The 5,804-nt window shown below is 62.5% G+C and carries 5 protein-coding genes; 2 read left to right on the forward strand and 3 right to left on the reverse strand.

What is annotated here, in order from left to right; genetic code table 11:
• Positions 1–309 precede the first annotated feature (309 nt).
• The 3 genes from bilS to DW195_RS10145 form a co-directional block, all read right to left on the reverse strand.
• On the reverse strand, positions 310–861 hold the full coding sequence (gene bilS, locus DW195_RS10135; protein ID WP_118206638.1) for a flavodoxin family protein BilS: 552 nt from the start codon (positions 859–861) through the stop codon (positions 310–312).
• A 111-nt stretch (positions 862–972) separates the two neighbouring features.
• Complete coding sequence (locus DW195_RS10140) at positions 973–2,832, reverse strand: ABC transporter ATP-binding protein (protein WP_118206639.1); 1,860 nt, start codon at positions 2,830–2,832, stop codon at positions 973–975.
• A complete protein-coding gene (locus DW195_RS10145) occupies positions 2,833–4,677 on the reverse strand; it encodes an ABC transporter ATP-binding protein (protein WP_118206640.1) in 1,845 nt (614 codons plus the stop codon).
• 213 nt (positions 4,678–4,890) lie between these two features.
• Between DW195_RS10145 and DW195_RS10150 the strand changes: the two genes are divergently transcribed.
• A complete protein-coding gene (locus DW195_RS10150; protein WP_118206641.1) occupies positions 4,891–5,070 on the forward strand; it encodes a hypothetical protein in 180 nt (59 codons plus the stop codon).
• A 104-nt stretch (positions 5,071–5,174) separates the two neighbouring features.
• A partial coding sequence (locus tag DW195_RS10155) for a transposase (RefSeq protein WP_233540865.1) occupies positions 5,175–5,804 on the forward strand: 630 nt, incomplete at its 3' end.

Raw genomic sequence — 5,804 nt, forward strand, 5'->3', positions numbered from 1 at the left:
GCGCCGCGCTGGGAAGGGCCGCGTAGCGGTCCAAGAAATCGTCCGCAGTCCCGCCTGCCCATCCGGAAAGCCCGTCCCACTTTGGACGCATCCGGGCACGGAACCATCGACCTATCAGGCCTCCCATCAATAAAGAGGCGTCCTCCCGGACGGCGGGGCACGAAGTTCATCGCGAGTTCCGCACGCAAAGAAGGCCACTTAATGTGGCCTTCGTCTTGCGCAGGACTGTAGAGCAGGGAACTTCGTGCCCCGACGCCCGGGAGGACGTTTCATTTAGAAAGATGGACCGACCGCCGTCAGCGATGGGAGCTACTCCCCCAGCACGGCCTTTTTGGCGGCTGTAGCCATGTTATCCAGATCTTCCTTGGTGGGGTGATCCTTTGCGGCAACCCAGTTGTCGAGAAGCATCTTAGCGCGGGCGTTGTCGGGATCTTGCTCGAGCATGGCCTCGTAGCGCTGCTTGACCGCAGGGCCCATCTTGCCCTGGCACATCGCCCAGCCCGCAAGCTCGGCATCATTGGCCAAATTGGAGGTCACGCGATCGATAATCTGCTGGTAATAGCTCTGATCGGCGCCAAAGCCGCAGGTGCCAAACAGGAACACGCGCTTGCCGTGCAAGGCGGAGAGCAACGCCGCGACCGAAGGCGTGCACGCGCCCTTGTCGCACCAAAAACCGACGAGCACCATGTCGGCCGCGCAGGCGCCCTGCGCCTCGAGCGCAACCTGATCTGCATCCGCATCGTCGCTCAACGCCGCGGCATGGACAAACTCAACGCCCGCAGCCTGCAGAGCGCGCTTAATCGCGCCCGAAACCATCCTGGTATTACCGCTCTTGCTGTTAACCACCAAAGAGCACGTCATAGTCACGTTGCCTCGTTTCCCCCAAAACTAAAGCCACTAATGCAATTTATTAGATGAATATCTTAGTACTAACGACGCAGATGTAAACCATCTGCCGCCAATCGGTGGCCCCTACTGGGCAAACTGGCTGCGGTAGAGTTCGGCGTAGAAGCCGCCTGCCGCTAGCAGCTCGTCGTGCGTGCCGCGCTCGATAATCTCGCCGTCGCGCATCACCAGAATGCAGTCGGCGTTGCGGATGGTGCTCAGGCGGTGCGCCACCACAAAGCTTGTGCGGCCAGCCATGAGCTCGTCGAATGCTGCCTGCACCTGCAGCTCGGTGCGGGTATCGATGCTCGACGTTGCCTCGTCCAGCAGCAAGATCGCCGGGTCGGTAAGCATGACGCGCGCGATGCACAGCAGCTGTTTTTGACCCTGGCTAAACGTGCCGCCGTCCTCGCCAATCACCGTGTCGTAGCCGCCTGGCAGCTGCACGATAAACTTGTGCGCATGCGCGCGCTTGGCCGCCTCGATAACCTGTTCGCGTGTGGCATCGGGACAACCGTAGGCGATGTTGTCCGCCACGGTGCCCTCGAACAGCCACGTATCCTGCAGCACCATGCCAAAGGCACGGCGCAGGCTTGCGCGCGTGTAGTCACGCGAGGAACGGCCATCGACCGCGATGCGACCGGTGTCGATATCGTAGAACCGCAGCAGCAAATTGATGAGCGTTGTCTTGCCACAGCCCGTGGGACCGACCAGGGCAAAGCGCATGCCGGGCTTGGCATCGATGCAGATATCCTGCAGCAGTTTGCGGTCGGGCACATAGCTAAAGTCCACATGCTCAAACGAAACCTCGCCCTGCGGGGCGGCAAGCTCTGCGGCGTCCGACGCGTCGGGCTCCTGCTCGCGCGCATCGAGCAGCGCAAACATGCGGCGCGCCGAGGCGTACGCGGTCTGGATCTGCGTGATGACGTTGGTGACCTCGTTGAACGGCTTGGTGTACTGGTTGGCATAGGACAGGAAAATCTGCACGCCGCCCACCGTAAGCGCCGCTGGCACGCCCGTGATCACGCCCACGCAGCCGATCACAGCGACCACGGCATAGATGATGTTATTGATAAAGCGCGTGCCGGGGTTGGAGAGCGAACCCATAAACTGCGCGCGTTCACCTGCTGTATAGAGCTCGGCGTTAAGGGCATCGAAGCGCTGCTGAGCGTGCGGGCCGTAGGCGAAGGCGTCCACCAGCTTTTGCTCACCCACATACTCCTCGATATGACCGCCGAGCTGCCCTTGAATACGCTGCTGAGCCGTAAAGCTTTTGTTGGAGAGCTTGGCGATGGCGCCAGCTGCAAAGATGGAAAGCGGCGTGACGAGCACCACCACGAGTGTCATGGTCAGGTTAATGGAGAGCATAAACGCAAGCGTGCCCACGATGGTGATGACGCCGGTAAAGAGCTGGGTAAAGCCCTGCAGCAGACCGTCGCCCACCTGATCGACGTCGTTGACCACGCGGCTCATAAGGTCGCCGTGGGCATGGCTGTCGACAAAGCCGAGCGGCATGCGGCTGAGCTTGTCGCTCGCCTCCACGCGCATGTCGCGCACCGTCTCGTAGGACAGACGGTTGACGCAGTAGCCCTGCAGCCACTGAAAGGCCGCAGCACCCATCACGACAATCGCGAGTTTGGTAACGAGCGGCAGCAGCGCATCGAAGTCCACCTGCCCGGTGGCGACGATCAGGTCGATGCCCTCACCAATGAGGATGGGCGTGTAGAGCTGCAGAATCACCGAGATGGCGGCGCTCACAAACGACGCCGTAAACGAAATACGGTGCGGGCGAACATAGCCCAGCAGGCGGCGCGTCACCGCGCCCACGGGATAGCGCTCGGGATCACCGGGTTGGCGCGGGCCGTCGCCCAGGTCGTTGAGCTTGTCGTTACCGGACACATTGGCCGTCATCGTGGCGACCGAACCGGAAGAAGTATACGGATTCATCTAGCAACCCTCCTTTGAGCAAGTAGGCGCAGGGGCAGTCGGGGCGGACGCGGGCACCGTGCTCCCCTGCTGGCCCTCGAGCTCCTCGCGGCGCAGCTGCGACTGGCAAATCTCGCGATAGAGCTGGCAGCTTGCATACAGCTCGTCATGCGTGCCCAGGCCCGCAACCGATCCGTGGTCGAGCACGCAGATCATGTCGGCATCGCGCACGGTCGAGACGCGCTGGCTCACGATGACCGTCGTGAGCGGCAGCCCGCCCTCGGCGGCACCGCGCACGCTGCGCTCGCGGATGGCATGGCGAAGCGCCGCGTCGGTCTTAAAATCGAGCGCCGAGGCGGAGTCGTCCATGATCAATATCTGAGGCGAGCCCACCAGGGCGCGCGCGATGGTCAGGCGCTGGCGTTGGCCACCGCTGAAGTTCTTACCGCCCGCCTCGACCGGGGCATCGAGCCCCTGCGGCTTGTTGCGCACGAATTCGCTGGCCTGCGCCATATCGAGCGCCGCCCAGAGCTCATCGTCGGTCGCTGACTCGTCACGCCAGGTCAGGTTGCTGCGGATGGTGCCGCTCACCAGCGACGCGCGCTGCGGGACGGTCGCGACCACATGGCGCAGCTGGTCGAGCGGCCAGGCGCGCACGTCGGCGCCCATCACGCTCACGCTGCCAGCGCTCGCATCGTACAGGCGCGGGATAAGCGAAACGAGCGTGGACTTGCCGCTGCCCGTGCCGCCGATAATGCCGAGCGTCTTGCCCAGCGGCAGCTCCAGCGTCACATCGCTCACGGCATTTGCCGCGCCCACGCCAAACGAAAAGCTCGCATGGTCAAAGCTCAACGCAGGAACGGGAGCGACATTGCCCGGCTCGGGCAGTGCGACCGGCTGGTTGCCCTCATCGGTAATGCTCGGCACGCAATTGAGCACCTCGTTGATACGTGACGCGCTGGCACTCGCCTTGGTAAAGACCACGACCAGGTTGGCGACGTACACGATGGAGGTGAGGGTCTGCGTCATGTAGTTCACAAACGCCATGACCTGGCCCTGCGTGAGCTCGAGCACGTTGACCTGGATGCCGCCCACCCACAGGATGGCGCACACGCCCAGGTTCATCACGAGAAACGTGACAGGGTTGAGAATCGACGAAAGCTTGCCCACCACGATGGCGGTATTGGCCTGGTCGTCGGCGGCCTGGGCAAAGCGCTCGCGCTCGTGGTCTTCGCGCACAAACGCACGAACCACGCGGGCGCCCGAAAGACCTTCGCGGCAGATAAGCGCGATGCAATCGAGCTTTGCCTGCAGCTGCTTGTAGTAGGGAATGCAGCGCGCCATGACAAACCAAAACACCAGGCCGATAGCGGGCGTGCAGATCAAAAAGATGATGCCGAGCTTAAGGTCGATGGCAAGGGCCGCGACCATGGAGCCCACCGCCAGGAAAGGCCAGCGGATGAGCATGCGCACGCCCAGCGCCACGGCAAGCTGGACCTGGTTGACGTCGTTGGTGATGCGTGTGATGAGCGAGGGCGTGCCAAAGCGGTCGAGCTCGGCATAGCTCAGCTTGTTGATGTGCTGGTAGAGTGCGCCGCGAATGTCAGTACCCATGCCCTGCGAGGTGAGCGCCGCCATCTTTTGGCAGACGAGCGTAAACGAGATGCCGATCACAGCCATGGCGCCAAGTACCATGCCGTAGTGGATAACGGCATTAACGTCGTGCGAGCCAATGCCCTTATCGATCATCTGGGCAATCACCAGCGGCGTCAGCAGGTCAAAAATCACTTCGATCAACTTGCACGCAGGGCCAATCACCATATATCGGCGAAACTTACCACCAAAACGCCTGAGCAACTCAATCATAAAAAGGCGCTCCCTATCATCATTCACACTCAATTCGAATCATGATAGTACGGTGAGCCCAAAAGAAGCGTAAACAACTCGTCATTTCTAATGGGATTCGGTTTCCAGAGAAGCGGAGAGGTGCGCATGCCCGGTCAGCGGCGCGCCAATCGCCTGATATACTTACATTAGTGCTACCAGCCGAGCCGCCGACCCTTGAAATGAGGTGCCGAGATGAACGACATTCTCGCAAGAAGAGCAAGACGAGCAACTGTGGGCATCGCCCTTTCCGCGGCACTTGTCGCGGGAATCGCCCCCGTAACGGCGATCGCGGCAGAAACCAGCTCCCCCACCGGTGCAGTTGCCTTGCAGACGAAAGATGCGGCCACCGCAGACGATATGAGCAGGACATAAAACACTGAGAGCCCCTGCTGCATGAAAGACCGCGGATTAGGCCGACAATGGTGAGTGTCTAATTCAGCCGCGGCGGCCACGCCGCATTCATGGAAGGGGCTCCCATGCTCGATACTACCACCTTCGTCGGCCTCGACGTCCACGCCCGCTCGATAAAGGCCGTCTCCCTCGACGTCATGACCGGGGAGGTGCGCGCCGCGACCTTCGGCTACGACGCCGGCGCCGTCGCGGAGTGGGTCCGCTCCGTGGACCCCGGGGCCAGGTGCGTGTACGAGTCCGGGGTCACGGGCTTCGACCTGCAGAAGAGGCTCTCCGGCCTGGGGGTCGGCTGCGTGGTCGGCGCCGTCTCGAAGATGATCAAGCCCAGCGCGGACAGGCGCAGGAAGAACGACCGCAACGACGCCGAGTTCCTCGCCCGCATGCTGTCGGTCGGCAACGTGGTCGAGGTGTGGGTCCCCGACGACGAGTGCGAGGCCGCCCGCGACCTGACCAGGGCGCTCGAGGACGCGAGGGACGACCTCTCGCGCTCGAAGCAGCGGCTCTCCAAGTTCCTGCTCAGGCACGGCTTCGTCTTCGACGAGAGGACGCCCACCGGCCGCAGGAAGGGCAACTGGACCCGGGCCCACTGGTCCTGGATCGAGTCGATAAGGTTCGCGGAGGGGGCCGACGAGGAGGTGCTCGCCTACTACGTCGACGCGGTCAGGCGGGCGGCGGAGGAGAAGGCGAGGCTCGAG

It is taken from the genome of Collinsella sp. AM17-1, from assembly GCF_003470665.1.
In the GTDB taxonomy this organism is placed as follows: domain Bacteria; phylum Actinomycetota; class Coriobacteriia; order Coriobacteriales; family Coriobacteriaceae; genus Collinsella.